Source organism: Rheinheimera riviphila, assembly GCF_004005945.1.
In the GTDB taxonomy this organism is placed as follows: domain Bacteria; phylum Pseudomonadota; class Gammaproteobacteria; order Enterobacterales; family Alteromonadaceae; genus Pararheinheimera; species Pararheinheimera riviphila.
Map to the genome: position 1 here is coordinate 1 of NZ_SACS01000014.1, position 17,181 is coordinate 17,181.

Annotated in this window: 13 protein-coding genes; 8 read left to right on the forward strand and 5 right to left on the reverse strand. The window is 48.8% G+C overall.

Going from position 1 to position 17,181, the window contains the following annotated elements:
- The 6 genes from EOE67_RS20530 to EOE67_RS13040 all read left to right on the forward strand — a co-directional run.
- Positions 1–1,287, forward strand: a 1,287-nt coding sequence (locus EOE67_RS20530) for an InlB B-repeat-containing protein (protein ID WP_206099587.1), incomplete at its 5' end; no start/stop codon positions are given.
- Between the two features lie 250 nt (positions 1,288–1,537).
- Positions 1,538–6,013: a colicin E5-related ribonuclease gene (locus EOE67_RS13020; RefSeq protein ID WP_164852328.1), complete on the forward strand. Its 4,476-nt coding sequence runs from the start codon at positions 1,538–1,540 to the stop codon at positions 6,011–6,013.
- Complete coding sequence (locus EOE67_RS13025) at positions 6,010–6,333, forward strand: colicin immunity protein (RefSeq protein WP_127699594.1); 324 nt, start codon at positions 6,010–6,012, stop codon at positions 6,331–6,333. Before EOE67_RS13020 ends, EOE67_RS13025 begins: the two co-directional genes overlap by 4 nt.
- A gap of 517 nt (positions 6,334–6,850) precedes the next feature.
- Positions 6,851–7,750, forward strand: coding sequence for a hypothetical protein (locus EOE67_RS13030; protein ID WP_127699596.1), 900 nt, complete (start codon positions 6,851–6,853; stop codon positions 7,748–7,750).
- On the forward strand, positions 7,747–8,685 hold the full coding sequence (locus EOE67_RS13035) for a glutaminase (protein WP_127699598.1): 939 nt from the start codon (positions 7,747–7,749) through the stop codon (positions 8,683–8,685). The genes EOE67_RS13030 and EOE67_RS13035 overlap by 4 nt, the downstream gene beginning before the upstream one ends.
- Before the next feature lie 209 nt (positions 8,686–8,894).
- On the forward strand, positions 8,895–9,203 hold the full coding sequence (locus EOE67_RS13040; RefSeq protein WP_127699600.1) for a DUF1840 domain-containing protein: 309 nt from the start codon (positions 8,895–8,897) through the stop codon (positions 9,201–9,203).
- 52 nt (positions 9,204–9,255) lie between these two features.
- On the opposite strand, the gene EOE67_RS13045 is transcribed toward EOE67_RS13040, so the two are convergent.
- Genes EOE67_RS13045 through EOE67_RS13055 form a run of 3 tightly spaced genes read right to left on the reverse strand, consistent with a single transcriptional unit; the run spans position 9,256 to position 13,328 of the window.
- Positions 9,256–10,161 carry an SMP-30/gluconolactonase/LRE family protein gene (locus tag EOE67_RS13045; RefSeq protein ID WP_164852329.1) on the reverse strand — a complete coding sequence of 302 codons (906 nt, stop codon included), beginning with the start codon at positions 10,159–10,161 and terminating at the stop codon, positions 9,256–9,258.
- A 37-nt stretch (positions 10,162–10,198) separates the two neighbouring features.
- Entirely contained in the window at positions 10,199–11,722 is a 1,524-nt protein-coding gene (locus EOE67_RS13050) for an FAD-binding protein (protein ID WP_127699602.1), read from the reverse strand.
- A gap of 28 nt (positions 11,723–11,750) precedes the next feature.
- On the reverse strand, positions 11,751–13,328 hold the full coding sequence (locus EOE67_RS13055; protein ID WP_127699604.1) for an amidase: 1,578 nt from the start codon (positions 13,326–13,328) through the stop codon (positions 11,751–11,753).
- A 263-nt stretch (positions 13,329–13,591) separates the two neighbouring features.
- Here EOE67_RS13055 and EOE67_RS13060 point away from each other — a divergent pair, with 263 nt between their 5' ends.
- Positions 13,592–14,668 (forward strand): alpha/beta hydrolase family protein, encoded by a 1,077-nt coding sequence (locus EOE67_RS13060; protein WP_240652808.1) that lies wholly within the window; start codon positions 13,592–13,594, stop codon positions 14,666–14,668.
- 79 nt (positions 14,669–14,747) lie between these two features.
- On the opposite strand, the gene EOE67_RS13065 is transcribed toward EOE67_RS13060, so the two are convergent.
- Positions 14,748–15,146, reverse strand: coding sequence for a glutaredoxin family protein (locus EOE67_RS13065; RefSeq protein WP_127699607.1), 399 nt, complete (start codon positions 15,144–15,146; stop codon positions 14,748–14,750).
- Between the two features lie 172 nt (positions 15,147–15,318).
- Between EOE67_RS13065 and EOE67_RS13070 the strand changes: the two genes are divergently transcribed.
- Positions 15,319–15,501 (forward strand): hypothetical protein, encoded by a 183-nt coding sequence (locus EOE67_RS13070; protein ID WP_127699610.1) that lies wholly within the window; start codon positions 15,319–15,321, stop codon positions 15,499–15,501.
- 264 nt (positions 15,502–15,765) lie between these two features.
- On the opposite strand, the gene EOE67_RS13075 is transcribed toward EOE67_RS13070, so the two are convergent.
- Positions 15,766–17,178, reverse strand: a complete 1,413-nt coding sequence (locus tag EOE67_RS13075; RefSeq protein ID WP_127699612.1) for an FAD-dependent oxidoreductase — start codon at positions 17,176–17,178, stop codon at positions 15,766–15,768.
- Positions 17,179–17,181: the final 3 nt, after the last annotated feature.

A 17,181-nucleotide genomic window follows, 5' to 3' on the forward strand; every position in this document is an offset into this window, starting at 1 on the left:
GCAGCCATCAACGCCGCTTGTACAGTCAGTGCCACTTTTGTTGCCAATCCGGTAAATCATACCGTGACTGCAAATGCCGGAGCTGGCGGTAGTGTTTCTCCTTCGTCGCGTAGTGTCGTGCAAGGCAGCAGCACCAGTTTTACGGTCACGCCAAATAGTGGTTTTAAAATCAATACCGTCTCTGGCTGTAGTGGTAGCTTGTCTGGCAATACTTTTACCACCGGTGTCATCAACAGTGCCTGTAGTGTCAGTGCCACTTTTGTTGCCAATCCGGTAAATCACACCGTGACAACCACCGCAGGTAGCAACGGCAGTATTACACCGGCTTCGCGCAGTGTAGTGCAAGGCAGCAGCACCAGTTTTACGGTCACTGCGAATAGCGGTTATACCATCAATGGCGTTAGTGGTTGTGGCGGCAGTTTATCTGGCACGACCTTCACCACTGCAGCAATCAACGCCGCTTGTACAGTCAGTGCCACTTTTGTTGCCAATCCGGTAAATCACACCGTGACAGCCACCGCAGGTAGCAACGGCAGTATTACACCGGCTTCGCGCAGTGTAGTGCAAGGCAGCAGTACCAGTTTTACCGTCACGCCAAATAGTGGTTTTAAAATCAATACCGTCTCTGGCTGTAGTGGTAGCTTGTCTGGCAATACCTTTACCACCGGTGTCATCAACAGTGCCTGTAGTGTCAGCGCCACTTTTGTCGCCAATCCGGTAAATCATACCGTGACAGCCACTGCAGGTAGCAACGGCAGTATTACACCGGCTTCGCGCAGTGTAGTGCAAGGCAGCAGTACCAGTTTTACCGTCACGCCAAATAGTGGTTTTAAAATCAATACCGTCTCTGGCTGTAGTGGTAGCTTGTCTGGCAATACCTTTACCACCGGTGTCATCAACAGTGCCTGTAGTGTCAGCGCCACTTTTGTCGCCAATCCGGTAAATCATACCGTGACAGCCACTGCAGGTAGCAACGGCAGTATTACACCGGCTTCGCGCAGTGTAGTGCAAGGCAGTAGCACCAGTTTTACCGTCACGCCAAATAGTGGCTATCAGATCAATACCGTGACTGGTTGTAACGGCATTCTGTCTGGCTCCACCTTCAGCACCGGTGCTATCAATAGCCCTTGTACCGTGACTGCATCATTCAAGGCGATCAGCCCCAGCATACAAGTGATTTATCTGCATACCGATGCCCTTGGCTCGGTGATTGCCGAAACCGATGCGAATGGAAATGTGATTAAACGCAGTGAATACAAGCCGTTTGGTGAAGTGAAAGATAACTAATTAGCCGGATATTATTTTATAAAGGATTGATATGAATAATAAATTAATTATAGGAACTCTGGCTGTGGTTATCGGCGCTAGTCTGAATACTTATGCCGCAGATAACGGACATCACAATACCGAACTCCAAAATAGTGTGGTTGATTATCACGAACGAGGCAGAAATGTTTCTTCAAGGGCTGTCAGTTTCAGTTCTGGAACTCCCAAGACCGTTATTGAAACCGAAATGGAGCATTCAAGAAAAAATATCTTGAAGCAGTTTAATGTCGGTTTTGAGATTACTGCTGAGACCACTGATTTAATGGGAGAGCAGATTGATTTAAGTACCGGCTCTTTGTCATTTAAGCAAACAGATATTCAAGTGCCGGGGAACTTTGCTATTCCAGTTGCCGTAACCCGGATCACCGGAACCGCCGATGTTGAGTATTCGGCCAACAGGCTACTTGGGGATTGGAGTCTTGATCTGCCTTATATTGCAACGTCGATGGCCAGTATCGATGGCAGCACCTTTACCGGAAGTTGGGCTGCCAATAAGGCCTGCAGTGGACCACTTAATCCTGGCTCAGAGCTCAGTTACAGCGCATCAACACTTGAAGTGAAAGACTATTGGAGTGGCGATAATGTGTATATTCCTGGCCAGGGTTCAGCCACGTTGCTGCACAAAGATGCCGCGACGCCAAGAACCACCAATAAAAACTGGCGGATTGAGTGTTTTACCACAGCTTCAGGCAGTGAGGGATTCAGAGTCACTACCCAAGATGGGACTAAATATACATTCGACAAATTAAGACTGGTACGTGGTCTTGATATTGGTAAAGCGCCAGCTGGCAGTGTGTTTGATCCAACTCCGATTGACCCGGCGCCGATTGATCCACCGGGTCTGAACCTTCCGGGAACTTTGGTGTATTACCAGCATTATCATACCTTTATGCTTGCCACTAAAGTTGAAGACAGGTTTGGCAACTGGGTCACTTACAATTATGTTGGCAACAGACTTGATACGATAAAAGCATCAGATGGCCGGGAAATATCCTTTGGCTATGAAACCATCAAAGGTGACGACTATGTGAGTCGTGCCACTGCCCATGGTCAGATTTGGAATTACTCTTACATAGATAAACAAACAGATCCCAAACTTGGCAAAGTGACCCGGCCGGACGGGAAGTTCTGGGAGTTCAAATATAGCCCTGCTTATAATTCATATAATAAATCCTCCACCACCTATGGCCAGTGCCTGAACTATGAGGGCATTTACACCCATTCAGTCACCATCACCCACCCAAATGGTGCCATCGGAACCTTTGAAAAACGTTCAACAACGCATGGCAGAACGGAAGTTCCCAGATATCGGCTCGGCCCGGTGAATGACAAAAATTACGATTATAGCTTTGCAATTGATATTTGTTTTAACGCCATCAGTCTGATGAAAAAAACAATTTCCGGAGCGGGTTTACCGACCATGCAATGGCATTACAGCTATTCCGAAAATATTGGTGCTTTTAGCGGCGAACCTAAATTTGCACCCGGCCAGGTTACTGTTCCGGCAAATTCGGGGATTGATGCCGGGGACCTAAAGTTTTCCACCGTCAAAGCGCCGGATGGCAGTGTGACCAAGCACTATTTCAGCCGCAAATTTACCTTTGAAGATGGGAAAGAACTATTTTCTGACCAATATGATAAAGATGGTGTGACTTTATTGCGCCGCTCAGAAAGTAAGTTTATGCAAGGCAAGCGATATGGCTCGGCCGGTGACAATGGATTAGCGACGTCCAATTTACAAATCAAAGAGTATTCAGTGCTGACGACTGAATCAAAAAAGACCGATCCAATTGATGGATATTTTGGTTCGGATGATTCGGAATTTCTGACTCAATTCAGTGATTTTAACGAGTATGAAGCCCCGCAGCTGATTTACGAAGCAAGCCGTTACAGCAATGCTGCCAACAATCAATCGCGTTGGACAAAAACTACATACCAGCACGACACCACAAACTGGTTATTAAATATGGCCAGCAAACAGCAGCGTTCAGCAGATAATTCAACCTGGACGACCTATGAGGAAACGGTGTATTACGCCAGTAGCCACGCCAATAAATCATTACCACAGCAAAAGAAAAGATTCGGCACTTTGATTGGCACTCTGGATTACCACGGTGATGGTAATTTGAAATTGTTCGAATATAACCTTCCCAACCGATGGGTGCGTTACGACAACTATAAACGGGGTAAACCGCAACAGGTTAAATTACCGCAGCGCTATACAGCTTCATGTACAGCGAATAGCAGCTGCCACATTTTACTGTCGCAAACCATCAATGACACTGGCACGGTCAAAGATGTTACGGACTTGAACGGGCATAAAACGTCTTATGGCTATGACAGTCTGAACCGCTTGCAATTGATTGACCCGTTGGACAGTGCCTGGGCCAATACCAATATCACTTATGATGCTGATGTGAGCGGATTGGGCGTATTGGTGCAAAATATCAGTCGGGGGAATTATCGTAAGGCCATTACCCTTGATGGACTGATGCGTCCGGTGCTTTCCAAAGAATGGGATAGCAGCAATGAAGCTTACACCGTGCGTTATGTTCGTCAGCAGTTTAATGCTTATGGCAAGGCGGAGTTTGCCTCTGTCCCCAGCATCAATAGCAATGAGCAGTTTGGGACTGTCACCGAATTTGATGGCTTGCAGCGCGAGCTCAGTCAGACCAATACCGCCAACGGCGATGTGACTTATCAATATCTGGCAAATAACGCCGTTGCCATCACCAATGGCCGCAATTATGAAACAGCCACAGAATACCTGGCGTACGGTAGTCCAGCGACAGAGTTGGCGACAAAAGTTTCACAGCCTGAAAGTGTCGCGACCTCCATTGTGTACAACTTGTTTGGTCTGCCGAGCCAGATCACGCAGGGCGGCATGACCGAAATCCGCACTTACAACCCGCAAATGCAGCTTTGTGTGCAAAAACGCCCGGAAACCGGCGTGAAGGCTATGCAGTACAACAACCTGGGCGAAATGACCAGGTTTGCCGAGGGCTTTGCTGGCAATGCCGGAAATTGTTCAGATTACAGCAATGTCAACAGCAGCTGGGTGACTTTAGCCTACGATAATCAGGGTGATGTCTGGACAACGTCTTACGCCGACGGTGTGACACCCAATATGGTGCAACAACTCGATAATCAGGGTAATCAGCTGTCTTTAACGGCGGGCACTACCGCCTGGGCTTATACCTACAATTCAGCGCATCTGCTGGATTCGGAGACCTTGAGTATTGACGGCAAATCTTTTGTGTTGGATCCGGTTTATAACAGTCTGGGCCATCTGAGTAGCCTGGTCTATGGCGGGGCCACGGTACAATATACACCGGATGCGTTGGGCCAACCGACGAAGGCAGTTGCAGGCAGTACCCAATATGCCGCAAACGTGTTGTTTTACCCCAACGGGCAACTGAAAAGTTTCAGCTATGGCAATGGTCAGCAGCTTAGCCTTCAGTTTAGCCAGACGTTGGACAGCCAGTTCCGGCCAGAGCAGCGGTTGGTGACACAGGGCAATACCAATAAAGTCGCTCAAAGGTACGCTTATGATCCGAACAACAATATTGAAAGCATTGTTAATCTGGTCGACAGCAGCAAGTCAATCAGTCTGACCTACGATGGTCTGGACCGGTTGAATACTGCCAGTGGCTATTGGGGAAGTGGCAACTTTGTTTATGACACTTTAGGCAATCTGACGCAGAAAAACCTCGGTACGCAACAACTGACCTATCAATACAACCAAACCAGTAAAAGGCTGGACAGCGTGACCGGTGGTTATACTTTCAGCTACGACGACCGCGGTAATGTCACCAACAATGGCAAGCGTAGTTTTACCTTTAACCGCGCCAATCAGCTGACCAACTCTGGCACCATTGGTTATGTCTATGACGGCCATAACCGCAGAGTCAAAAAGACCGGCAGCAACCAGGGTTACAGCGTTTACAGCCAAAACGGTAAGTTGATGCTAACCGATGGCACCAACGGTGCGACCAGTTATATTTATCTGGGCAAAGAGCTGATTGCCAAAGTGGGATCTGCTGCTGCTTTGGAAGACAAACCGGGCTATACCGGGCATGTGGAGGATAAAGATTTAAGTTTAACTTATATGCAGCAGCGGTATTATGATCCAGTCATAGGGCGGTTCTATAGTAATGATCCGGTTGGGTTTACTGCTGATAAGCCTATGATGTTTAACCGGTATGCTTATGCGAATAATAATCCGTATAGGTTTACTGATCCGGATGGGCGTTTTGCATTCTTGGCTGTGCTAGTAACTCCTCAAGGTATAGCATTGGCGGCGGCGACTATTGCAGCTGTTGGGCATGGTATCAAGGGGACACAAAATGCAATGTCCGAGGAATCGGCTGAAACAGATAGCACTGAAGACGCCGGGGGCGTGGTAATTGAGGATGTCAAACAAGGACAAGTTACTGACCGTGGGTGGACAAAAGACGAGATCAACGACCTAGCTCAAGGTGAACCGGCGGGTAAAACAGTCGACAATAGAGGCCCTTCTAAAACTGATGATGGCCAGGGGCGAAGTGATACCGCTAGTGTATATGGCTCGAAAGATCAGCATGTCGTGATCAATGACAGAACAAAGGAAGTAGTTCAAGTCAGTGACAAAAATGACAGCGGTTGGAAGCCTGATAGTAGGATCGAATGGAATGAGGAAAATAAATGACTCTTCAGCGTGATTTTTTATATAACGACTCGAATTTATTTTTTGAGTTGAATGGAAACAATTTGATGAAGCTAACGCCTGATGCCGCTATTGAATTATGTAAATGTTTAGTAGAGAAAGACGTTGTGGTTGTTTGTGTTGAAGGAGGGATATGGCACAACCCTGGATTCGAATCACGCTTAGATGCAATATGGACAGGTAAGAAACCTCCAGTGTCCAGAACTGATCTGGCAAACAATAATAACAATGCGATAAAAAGCATTATGGAAGATAGGGAGATATGTAATGCATTTATTATTTCCACTTTACGAAATGTCTAAATAATATACTCCTTGTAACATTTCGTACTATAAGGGCATCGCCAATGTGATGTCCTTTGTTCATCTCAAAACTGAGCAAAACCACCAGCAGCCCCAGGGCAAGATCACGAACGTTTTTTGAACAGTTTAGGTGCGTTTTTTGAGTATCTTTTAATCATGATAAGCACATTTAACTTCGCGTTTGACGTTGCTAAGGTCGATTGTTAAACAAGCTGGACAAAAAGCGAACACTCACGCTCTCACCCTGCCAGCAGCCCGGTCAGCCAATACCAGTAGAAGCGATCAGCGCTCTCCAGCAGACCTGTCATTTTGGTGCAACGCCTACACCTGCTAACACAGGCGAAATTGCTCACCTCTGCCGCTGCTGAGTTGATAGTCGTTTTTAAATTATTTTCTGAGTACATCGCAAAACCAGCCATTTCAGTCCTCTGAGCCAGGCTTTTTGTGCCAACAGCTTGTGCGTAAACCAGAATTCATGTTTTGATAACAGTTGTGAGCATTTTCAGAGATTTATAACATGACAACCTCAGACACAGCGGGCGTGCCCGTTGTTGATCCACAATTGCAATCGCCACCGTCGCAGCTTCAGCCAAAAATGATTCATGGCGAGCGATATGATGCTGAGCTGGATTCAATATTGCGTAGCGGGCAACGCTTTATCATCCGTCATCCCAGTATGCTGCTGACACTGGCATATCTGCTGTGTAGCATGCTTGGCATGTTGTTTGTAATCAAGTTGTCTGGTCGTTTTGATTTTGACATTTTACCTTATCTTGAATTGACCGATTTTATGCTGGCGGCGCTCACCCACCCTTGGGTGTTGTTGAATGTGGTAGGCTGGATATTGTTGTTCGTTGCAGCATTCTGGATTGATCGTTTTGCCAGAAAACGGCTGGAGTGGTATGCGCTCTGGTCGGAGAAATACTATGAGAATGACAAATTCAAATTCTATTTCCCAATGTTTGCTGTGACACCATTGTTATTTTTATACAATTCCGCGATCAGCGAATCAACCGATCTGGCAAAAAGTATCAAAGCCGGCCAGCAAAGGGGCTTTCAGTTAAGTCTGATTAATCCGGTGCAGGATGTGGTGAAAACGATGCAGCTGGATCAGGTGCAGATCATTGCCAGAACCAGTAGTTATCTGTTTGTTTATCATCAGCAGCAGGTCAAAGTCATACCGCATGCCAACATTGCCGTGTTGTTGCCGCTGCCAGCGGATCTAGCTAAAGCGCACACCCAAGCCGGATCTCCTGTACCCGTATCAGTTATAAAACAGCCAGTACCAAACCAGCCAATGCCAGACTCTGCGGCTGCGAAAAAACCAATAGCCATCACATCGTCAGCAACAAGCACCTCGCCAAAAGACCCGGCACAATCGACGACGGCCAAGCCGCTATCAGAGCAAAAAAGATGAGCCAAAACTTTTGCGCCATAGACAATCTGCAAGGCCGCTTGCAAACGCTGTTGCGTGATGCGCGGCAAGAGCAACATGATGGCAAAGTCGCCAACTATATTCCGGCGCTCGCTGAAGTACCGGCAGATAAATTGGCAATTGCGGTGGCGACGCTTGATGGCAATATCTGCGCTGCCGGTGACAGCACCGAGCCTTTTTCCATTCAAAGTTTGTCGAAAATGTATGCTCTGGTAATGGCGATGCAGTTGCAAGGTGATGCATTGTGGCAGCGGGTGCGGATGGAGCCGTCTGGTCAGCCGTTTAACTCAATAGTGCAGTTGGAATGGGAGCGGGGCATTCCGCGTAATCCGGTCATCAATGCCGGAGCCATCGTGGTGTCCGATGTGCTGACCAGCCATTATTCAGCGTCGAAAAATACTTTTTTAATGTTTATCCGTCGGTTAGCGCAAACCGAGCAGATTTTTGCCAATGCCAAAGTTTATGCCTCCGAGCAGCAACATGGTAGTCGCAATGCGGCGCTGGCTTATCTGATGAAGAGTTTTGACAATATAAAATCTGATGTACCAGCCGTGCTGGCGCAGTATTTTCACCAATGTTCGGTGGAGATGAGTTGTCAGCAATTGGCGCGCAGTTGGCTGTTTTTGGCCAATCGTGGCGTGGATCCGGTGACCGATCAACAAATTTGTAGCCGCAAAGATGCACAACGGGTCAATGCAATTTTATCGACCAGTGGCATGTACGACCAATCCGGCGAGTTCGCTTTTACTGTCGGCTTGCCAGCGAAAAGTGGCGTTGGTGGCGGCATCGTTGCGATAGTGCCCAATTATGGTGTGATCGCCAGCTGGAGCCCGCCACTGAATAGTTTTGGCAATTCTTGCCTGTCGATGTACTTGATCCATCGGCTCGCCGAAGAGTTGGGATTGTCGGTGTATTAAGGTGGTGAGGGGGGCAGATTTTCGGCGGTCGATTGTCGTAGCAGATAGTCGTAGCAGATAGTCGTAACAGATAGTCGCAACAGATAGTCGCAACAGATAGTCAGCGGCAGCGGATAGGTTTATAGTTAAACCAGTACGCCACGAATTCACAATGATGGCCGAATACTGCAAATCTGCTTTTTAGCTAAACCTGTCGGGGGAGGACTATCATGATCGTGACTTTTCATAGTAAAGATTATTACCCTATCACTATGTTTGGCGAAGCTGCGCTGCAACTGATTGAAAAAATGGGCTGTACGCCAAAAGTGCCTGGTGCTATTTACGCGGAAGATGTGCCGCAGGCGTTATGGCAGTTGCAACAAAATCTGGAAGACTTACCGCAAGAGCTACCGCAAGACTTCACAGCGCAAGCTAGCGCGCCAGCCGAAGCACCGGTGAGTCTGCATACCAGAGCAGTTCCTTTGCTTGAAATGCTACGCGGCGCTGCCAAAAAACAACACAATATCAGCTGGGACTAAGTTTTTGTCTGGAGGCGAGTCCAGAGCGAATACTCTGCAGCACTAGTCTGACTCAGTTGTTGCTTGTTGTAGCCTTTAGCGAAATTCGCTCGATGGCACCACGTTGTTGCATCGTCACATACAACCACTGCTCGGTTGAGTCAAAACTAACATTGGTCGGAAATTTGCCGTTTACCGCAATTTCCGCCAGTAACTCACCGCTAGGGCTGATTTTTGCGATGACGCCTTTGCCGTAACGGGCGACGTACAAATTACCGGCGCTATCAGTGCGCATGCCGTCCAGGCCAAAATCCGGAAATTTGATGAGCAGTTTTTTCTGGCTTGGTGTGGCAGCTGCATCCAGCTGATAGACCCAGATCCGCCGCTGCGCACTTTCATTGACGTACAAAAACCGTTGATCCTGACTGACGGCAACACCATTGGTAGTGCCCATCTGGTCTTCAATTAACACTGAGCTGCCGTCCGGCTGAATTTTCCAAAGCTGACCCCTGTTGTTTTTCCAGTCGGGATCGCTTGCGAACAACACACCACTTTGGGTGATCGCCAGATCGTTGGGTTGATGCATTTTTGGTTGATGACTAAACACAGTTAAAGTTTTGCCGTCATAACGCCAGATGTTATGGCCGGTATAATCGGCGATATACATCCGGCCTTGCTGATCAAACCGAATGCCGTTGCCGACGCTGCCTTTTGGTAAGGTCAGATACAAAGTTGCCTGACCCTCTGGCGTCACTTTGCCGATGGTGCCTTTATGGCTATCGTCGTTGCCACCAAAATTGACTGCGTATAAATTGCCTGCTGTATCTAAGGCCGGGCCTTCAATTTCTGCGTGAAACACACCATCAGCGACAAAAGTTTCACTTTTAAGCATCGCAGTCACAGGCTTTTGGATGGACGGATCTGGAGCCGTCGCTTGGAGCGGCTGGGTGGCAATCAATAACTGCAGCAATAACAACATCGTGAACCTCCTTTTAATAAAATCAGCGTGTTATAAATCAGTCCGGCTGAATGCTCTGAGCAAACCGAAACAGATTGTCTGGATCATACTGGCGTTTAAGTTGTTGTAATGCAACATAGTTGTCGCCGTAATATGCTTGTGGCCAGTCTTTAATGAGGGCGTCGGTATAATTCAGATAAGCGCCATTACAACTCCAGCGCCGCATTTGTTTGCGCATCTGGTTGACCCAGATGGCACCTTCCTGCAGCATGACTTCGGGCGTGCCGACCGGGCCGCTGAATAGGTATTGGGCACTCAACACCGCCGCGCGATGGGCAAAAGCACTGTGTCCTGGCGGCACCCGCCGAATAGCGCCGCCCATCGACGTCAACATCAGGCCGCCGCGAAAACCATCCTGATGGCGTTTTCGGACGGCGTTCAGTAAATGATGCAAGCCGGATAGCGGCAAATAGTCATTAAAAATGTCGGAACTGCCTGCCATTGCCACCCGTTTAAGCTGGCCACGTTCATGCTGGTTGGGCAGTTTGCATTCGGGCATTTCCAGACCATCACAATCGGTCAGCATAAAATCGAGATACTGATGATCCTGCATATCCACTTCCGACCAAATCCCGGCCAGTTGCAGTGTTAGTTGGTACCAGTGTTGACTGAGCAATGCCGGATGGCCCATACAACAGGCTCGTAGCTGAATTTCCGGTTTGGAGTCCGGCTGGCCATTAAACCAGACCGTGGCCTGTGACCAGATCTCATCAGGCAGCGTTTTGAGCCATTGTTGCCAAATCGCCAGGACCTGATTGCCGTCTTTCAGCGGAAAACGGCCAATAAAATTGCGGATTGGCGCGGTTTCAAAAGTATCAAATTCAAACTGTGTCGCAATGCCAAACTGGCCGCCACCACCGCCACGTAGTGCCCAGAATAGCTGTGGATGCTCGGTGGTGCTGCAGTAAATTAGCTCGCCAGTGGCCGTGACCAGCTCCACCCGGCGCAGCGCATCACAAGTCAGACCAAAGCGCCGATCCGCAATACCCAAACCACCACCCAATACCAAACCGGCAATGCCAACACTGGCGCAACTGCCGGCCGGAATAGATCGTTGTTGTAGCCCAAGCGTGGCATACACATCACCAAGCTTGGCACCGGCACCGATACTGGCAATGTTTTGATGGAGGGTGATTTGATTAAGCAGGCCGATATCCAGCAGTACCCCGGACGTTGACGACAACCCGGTATAACTGTGACCACCGCTGCGCACGGCAAAAGGCAATTGATAACGTTGGATAAAACGCACGGCATGTTGTACGTCAGCTGCCGTTTGGCAGCGAATAATCACCGCAGTCGGCACATCATCGTAACGGGCATTCGCGGCTTTTTTCTGGCGGCTAAAATCATCGGCGACTGGAAACAGCACATCGCCGGTTAATTGTTGGGAAAGCAGTTGCCAGTCGGCAGCTTCAGGTAAGGCAAGATTGCCGTGAGCTGCACCTGGAAATGTTGGCTGCTGCGACAACTGACACCCAGCCAATGTAGCGGCAGAAAGTAGCAGAAAATCACGTCGTTTCATCGATGAATTCACCGGCCGCGGCCTCAATTTAGTTCATGCTGGCGACAAAACCCGGAATGCTGCGTTTTGGCAATTGTTGCTCGAGCAGCGTGGCCAGTCCTAATAACTTAGGCTCTGACCACTTAGCGCCGACGATACTCAGACCCAATGGCAGCAAACCGTCTATGCCGGCAGGAATAGTGATAGCCGGGTAACCAGAAACCGCGGCAGCTGTGGATGAGCCAAAGCTGTAGTCGTCACCTTTGACATGATCAATGGCCCAGGCAGCGGTGGTTGCCGGCAGTAAAATGGCATCGGCGCCAGCGTCCACCAAATATTGATCTAACATCGCTGCAGCCAGTGTTTTACTGTTGGCGAGCGCCTGTTGATAGGCTTTGGCATCTTTGGTTAAATCGATGTTGTTGGCCTGCTCCAAATATTGCTGCCCATAAAATGCCAGCGCTGCTTTGCCTTTTTTCTGATTAAATTCAACAATTTTGGCGATAGAATTCACTGGCTTTGGGGCCTGGTAATCGAGCAGCCACTGATTTAAATCGCGTTTAAATTCGTAAATCAGCACCGTCAACTCGTCTTTACCAAGTTGCTCAGGTAATTCCCAATTATTTATTTGCAGCACTTCGATGCCTTTGGCGGTTAAGGCTGCCGCGACCTTATCCTGCATTGCTTTAATCGCCGGGAATTTTGCATCATAAGCGCGGACCAACACCACTTTTTTTACTGCTAACGATGCAGATAACGAGTTAGATATAGCTGCGCTCGCCAGACTTTGGCCATAGTGGGTTTTGGCAGTAGCTGTTGTCATGCTATCCAATAACAAAGCCGCATCCGCTACCGAGCGCGCCATTGGACCTGCGATATCCTGCGATGCGGCAATCGGAATAATACCAGCGCCGGACACCGCGCCGTGCGTCGGTTTAATGCCAACAATACCGTTTGCGGCTGCAGGGCAGGTGATCGAGCCATCGGTTTCAGTACCAACGGCTAACAAGGTCATATCGGCCGCTACTGCGGCGCCGGATCCAGAGCTGGAGCCACAAGGACTTTGGCTTAATACATGTGGATTCTTGGTTTGACCGCCTAATAACGACCAGCCGCTGGCCGAGCCTTCACCACGAAAATTTGCCCATTCGGATAAATTCGACTTGGCCAGGATCACCGCCCCGGCAGCACGCAGCTGTGTCACAATTTCGGCGTCTTGTTTGGTCAGAAAGCCTTTGAGCGCCAACGCGCCGGCGGTCGTTGGCATACCGTCTTTGGTGGCGATATTCGCTTTAAGAACGACCGGCAAGCCGTGCAATGGCCCGCGGATGTTGCCAGCTTTGCGCTCAGCATCCAGGCGGGTCGCTAGTTTAATCGCATCGCGGTTAATATCGACAATTGCCCTGATTTGTGCGCCCTTCAGGTTATTTTTTTCAATCTGCTGCAGGTAATATTGGGTGAGCTCAACTGAACTTAACTTTTTAGTGCTGTCGTTATCGTTCATCAGCTGCAAAGCCTGCTGCGCGGTGATTTGATGCAGCCGATGCGGCGCAGTGGCGTGGGCTACGCCGCAAAAAATGACCGTGGCTAGCGCAGAAATTTGGATTGATAGCAGGGAAAGTTTCATTCAGGAACCTGTCAGGTGTTGTTGTTATTTTAAACTAGCAGCAGCAGTTTTGAACCAATAGCAACTGTGCAACGTTTTAACCTTCGGATGCAAGTGGCAACCGTCCATCCCTGCAGAAAAATCGACCAATGGCAGTGGTGGTGACCAATAATTAATCAGTCAGACAGGAATAGCCAGCAGTGAACGTTACTTATCAGAAGCTTATCAATAAGATATCTCTAATTCATCCCGTACATTTACGCGTGCAGCACAAGCTATTTCTGGTGGGACTGCTGCAATTTTTGCTGCTGGGCTGTAGCCAGCATCAACCGCCGGAACTGAGTAGCAGCCAGTGGCAACAACAACTTAATTTACCCTCAGTCCAATATGCGACCGAATTAAACAGCCAATGGCTGGACCTGGTGCAAAGTGATGAGCTGGAATGGTTTGACGACGCACGTCAGCGCGCAGTGCCGGTGCTTTATTACGCACCAAAGCAACGTGATGACGTCCAAGCCAGCAGCGATAAATTACCTTTAATCGTATTTTCGCATGGCCTTGGCGGTTCGCGTGACCGTTATGCTTATTTGGGTAAATATTGGGCCAGTCAGGGTTTTGCCAGTTTGCATGTACAGCATGTCGGGAGCGATCGGCAGATCTGGCGTGGTAGCCGCTTGACCTTACCATTTCGGTTGATGGCCGCTGCCGGAGACGACGAAGCGCTGGCGCGGGTGGCTGATGTCAAATTCGCTTTAACTACTTTGCTCGAGTCTGATAGAAGTGCTCAAATAGACCAAACCAAAATTGTGATGGCCGGTCATTCATATGGTGCCAATACCTCAATGTTATTGGTCGGGGCTAAAGTGGAACGCTCCGCAGCATTGCCGCCGCTGCGTGACCCGCGTTTTAGTGCTGCTTTACTGATTTCAGCGCCGCCATTTTATGATGGTGCGCCGCTGGCAGCAGTGCTGTCATCGGTCACAGTACCGACCTTGCATATCACCAATACCATGGATGAAATTGAGGTGCCGGGGTATCACTCAGCGCCATCCGATCGGATTGATTTATATCAGGCGATGGGCGGCAGTTATAAGGTGCTGGCGGTATTCCATGGTGGCAATCACAATATATTTTCCGGCAGAAGGCAACGACCGGAATTAGGTGTGCAGGCGCAAGTGTTGCAGGCCGCTACCCAAAGTTTGTCCGGTGCTTTTCTAAAAGGCTTGTTTTTGCAGGATGCACAGCAGCTTCGGCAGTGGCAACAGCAACATCAAACGTTGCTGGCTAGATTTGAACAAAGCGAGAACAATACTCAAGTTAGTGCTCAGGCGCTATTGAACGAAACACCTCGGTCGCGCTGAGTCCGGCTTATCGACATCGCATGGAGCATCGAGGTGGGTGAGTCTAAGCCGGTTATTGGGTATTTGGCGTGGGCGTCTGCTACAGCAGTTGTCGCTTTTTAAGTTCATCTTCCAAAGCTTCCAGATCTGCGCCGCGGATCACTTTATTGCCAATCAGGATTTGCGGTATCCCCGTCGCCCCCAGTGATTGAAAAAGTTGCTGGATTGCCGGATCTGCTGATTCAATATCCCTATTTTCAAACACCACCTGATGCTGATCCAGATAGTTTTTAACTTTCTGACAGTACTCACACCAGGACGCTGAATACAGGATCAGTGCTTTGTCTGTCGTTGCAAAATGTGCTGAAGTTTCAATTTCAAACACTGTGGCTGGCCGGTTGAGATATTGCCAGCTGTACAGGGCGCCGATGCCAATGCCAAAACCGAGCGCAGTCATCAATACCGGTGCCAGCAAGCCCTTTAACGTAGGTAAATTCATGCATTTTAATCCGTAAAAAAAGCACTATCGGGTCGCGACAGTGCCATTTTGTTGATTTAACGATTATTGTGGTGTGCCGCAGCCCCATTTGCATAATTGCAGGTGTCGGCTGCAAGTTGCAGCAGGGCCGCCGCCAGCCAGACAAATACGTGATTTCTGGTGGCAATCGAGAATGCATTCTTCGTATGGCGAGAAATCAGAAGCAAAGCTGAAAAATGCCACGCCAAGACCGGCACCAAAAGCCAGAGCTTTCATTAAGTTGTTGAATTTCATTGGTTTTCCTTATTGTCTGAATACTTTGTTATTAGATTTAACGGATGATTGGTACAACTTGCTGGCCAAGGTTGATGCATGAAAAGTGCCTCCAACCTTGTTGCTTGATAGTGATGAGGTTTGATGGGCGACTGCGTGACGGAAAATTGATAAAACGCTGATAAAAAATGAATAATAAACGAGGAATTGCGGTTAGGCTGGCAAAAATCCACTATTTAGTGAACCTTGCACCGAAAAAAAAGCCAGCGAAATAGGCACAATAAAAAAGGCCAGCTTTTGCTGCTGGCCTTTTTTATTACATCAATCAATCACTCAATCAATCACAAGGTTTCAACAATTGAACACATTAAACCGCTAAATAATCCAGCATGCCCTCTGCCGCTTTACGGCCCTGAGCAATCGCCGTCACCACTAAGTCTGAACCGCGCACCATGTCACCACCGGCAAAAATCTTCTGCTGATTAGTTTGCAGTGGAAACAGGCTGTCTTCATGGGCAACAACCCGGCCTTTGCTATCAAGCTCAATGCCTTTGTCCTGCAACCATTTTGGTGGGCTTGGTTGGAAACCAAAGGCAATCACCACCGCATCCGCCGCCAGCACTTGCTCAGAGCCTGCCACAGCTTCAGCATTGCGACGGCCTTTGGCATCCGGCGCGCCAAGCGCGGTTGAAATCACTTTCACGCCACAAGCATGACCTTCGTTATTGATTTCAATGCCGAGCGGTTGTAGGTTGAACATAAACTCAACCCCTTCTTCGCGGGCATTCTGCACTTCTTTGCGCGAACCCGGCATATTGGCTTCATCACGCCGGTAAGCACAAATCACCTTGCTGGCGCCTTGACGAATGGCGGTGCGCACACAGTCCATCGCGGTATCACCACCGCCAAGCACTACCACGCTTTTGCCTTTTAAATCAACAAATTGATGTTCGGTTTGCCAGCCCATCAGGTTGTTGATATTGCCAATTAAGTAGGGCAGGGCTTCATACACGCCAGGAGCTTGTTCGTTGGCAAGATTACCGGCCATCGGCGTATAAGTGCCAAGGGCTAAAAACACTGCATCGTAATCTTGCAGCAGGCTGTCAAAGCTGACATCCACGCCAACAGTGGTGTTTAACCGAAACTCGATACCCATCGCAGTAAAAATTTCGCGGCGTAATTGCATCACGCCTTTTTCCAGTTTAAAGGGCGGAATACCAAAGGTCAGCAGGCCACCAATTTCCGGGTATTTATCAAACACCACAGGCGTGACGCCATTACGAATGAGCACGTCCGCACAAGCCAAGCCCGCCGGGCCAGCGCCAATCACTGCGACTTTTTTATCGGTTTTAACCACGGCGGATAAATCCGGCCGCCAGCCCATTTCAAATGCTTTGTCGTTGATGTACTTTTCAATCGAACCAATGGTGACAGCGCCAAAACCTTCGTTCAGGGTACAAGCACCTTCGCACAGCCGGTCTTGCGGGCAAACCCGGCCACAGACTTCAGGTAAGCTATTGGTTTTATGTGATAATTCTGCAGCTTCAATGATCTTGCCGTCGTTGGCCAGTTTTAACCACTGCGGAATATAGTTATGCACCGGGCATTTCCATTCGCAATAGGGGTTACCACAATCGAGGCAACGATCGGCCTGACCTGCCGCCTGAGTGTCGGTCATTGGCTGGTAAATTTCCACAAACTCAATGGTGCGCGCTTCATGTGACTTTTTCGGCGGGTCAACCCGCTTTACATCGATAAACTGATAAACATTCTGTGCCATTTT

What these genes read in the sequence shown, in the direction of transcription:
- EOE67_RS13025 (WP_127699594.1), top strand. Translation starts at nt 6,010, where the DNA reads ATGACTCTTCAGCGTGATTTTTTATATAACGACTCGAATTTATTTTTT.
- EOE67_RS13030 (WP_127699596.1), top strand. Translation starts at nt 6,851, where the DNA reads ATGACAACCTCAGACACAGCGGGCGTGCCCGTTGTTGATCCACAATTG.
- EOE67_RS13035 (WP_127699598.1), top strand. Translation starts at nt 7,747, where the DNA reads ATGAGCCAAAACTTTTGCGCCATAGACAATCTGCAAGGCCGCTTGCAA.
- EOE67_RS13040 (WP_127699600.1), top strand. Translation starts at nt 8,895, where the DNA reads ATGATCGTGACTTTTCATAGTAAAGATTATTACCCTATCACTATGTTT.
- EOE67_RS13045 (WP_164852329.1), bottom strand. Translation starts at nt 10,161, where the DNA reads ATGTTGTTATTGCTGCAGTTATTGATTGCCACCCAGCCGCTCCAAGCG.
- EOE67_RS13050 (WP_127699602.1), bottom strand. Translation starts at nt 11,722, where the DNA reads ATGAAACGACGTGATTTTCTGCTACTTTCTGCCGCTACATTGGCTGGG.
- EOE67_RS13055 (WP_127699604.1), bottom strand. Translation starts at nt 13,328, where the DNA reads ATGAAACTTTCCCTGCTATCAATCCAAATTTCTGCGCTAGCCACGGTC.
- EOE67_RS13065 (WP_127699607.1), bottom strand. Translation starts at nt 15,146, where the DNA reads ATGAATTTACCTACGTTAAAGGGCTTGCTGGCACCGGTATTGATGACT.
- EOE67_RS13070 (WP_127699610.1), top strand. Translation starts at nt 15,319, where the DNA reads ATGCATTCTTCGTATGGCGAGAAATCAGAAGCAAAGCTGAAAAATGCC.
- EOE67_RS13075 (WP_127699612.1), bottom strand. Translation starts at nt 17,178, where the DNA reads ATGGCACAGAATGTTTATCAGTTTATCGATGTAAAGCGGGTTGACCCG.